Annotated in this window: 8 tRNA genes; all 8 read right to left on the bottom strand. The window is 52.0% G+C overall.

What is annotated here, in order from left to right:
- The 8 genes from A5849_RS14200 to A5849_RS14165 all read right to left on the bottom strand — a co-directional run bounded on the left by A5849_RS14200 (position 1) and on the right by A5849_RS14165 (position 728).
- A tRNA-Asp gene (locus tag A5849_RS14200) sits at positions 1-73 on the bottom strand.
- Between the two features lie 19 nt (positions 74-92).
- Positions 93-166: transfer RNA gene (locus A5849_RS14195), tRNA-Met, on the bottom strand.
- A gap of 12 nt (positions 167-178) precedes the next feature.
- Positions 179-268, bottom strand: a tRNA-Ser gene (locus A5849_RS14190).
- A 23-nt stretch (positions 269-291) separates the two neighbouring features.
- Positions 292-365 (bottom strand) — tRNA-Ile (locus A5849_RS14185).
- Between the two features lie 13 nt (positions 366-378).
- Positions 379-452: transfer RNA gene (locus A5849_RS14180), tRNA-Met, on the bottom strand.
- Positions 453-479: 27 nt separating this feature from the next.
- Positions 480-552: transfer RNA gene (locus A5849_RS14175), tRNA-Ala, on the bottom strand.
- A gap of 19 nt (positions 553-571) precedes the next feature.
- Positions 572-645 (bottom strand) — tRNA-Pro (locus A5849_RS14170).
- Positions 646-654: 9 nt separating this feature from the next.
- Positions 655-728: transfer RNA gene (locus tag A5849_RS14165), tRNA-Arg, on the bottom strand.
- Positions 729-748: the final 20 nt, after the last annotated feature.

The following is a 748-nucleotide window of genomic DNA, read 5'->3' as shown; positions in this document are numbered from 1 at the left end:
CGGTTCCGACGGGAATCGAACCCGCGATCTCCTGCGTGACAGGCAGGCATGTTAACCCCTACACCACGGAACCAGTGTTTTTAGTTTTTAAATTGCGGGAGCAGGATTTGAACCTACGACCTTCGGGTTATGAGCCCGACGAGCTACCAGACTGCTCCATCCCGCGATAATATGATAAAGGAGGATAAGGGATTCGAACCCTTGCACGGTTTTACCCGCCTGACGGTTTTCAAGACCGTTCCCTTCAGCCGGACTTGGGTAATCCTCCATATGAAACTTACAACGCCACAATGGACCTTGTAGGACTCGAACCTACGACCGGACGGTTATGAGCCGTCTGCTCTAACCAACTGAGCTAAAGGTCCAGGCTCTTAAAAATCGCGGCGGAGGGGATCGAACCCCCGACCTCCCGGGTATGAACCGGACGCTCTAGCCAGCTGAGCTACACCGCGAAAAAGATATTCATTATTTAAATGAAATGGAGCCTAGCGGGATCGAACCGCTGACCTCCTGCGTGCAAAGCAGGCGCTCTCCCAGCTGAGCTAAGGCCCCGTGTTTAAATTTATAATTATCGGGAAGACAGGATTCGAACCTGCGACCCCTTGGTCCCAAACCAAGTGCTCTACCAAGCTGAGCTACTTCCCGCTTAATTAACGCGCCCAAGAGGAGTCGAACCCCTAACCTTTTGATCCGTAGTCAAACACTCTATCCAGTTGAGCTATGGGCGCATATTTGAAATGCCGAGGAC

The organism is Enterococcus sp. 10F3_DIV0382, assembly GCF_002140245.1.
Taxonomy (GTDB): domain Bacteria; phylum Bacillota; class Bacilli; order Lactobacillales; family Enterococcaceae; genus Enterococcus_B; species Enterococcus_B lactis.
The sequence above is the reverse complement of the archived record's forward strand: the minus strand, read 5'-3'. Positions and strand labels throughout refer to the sequence as shown.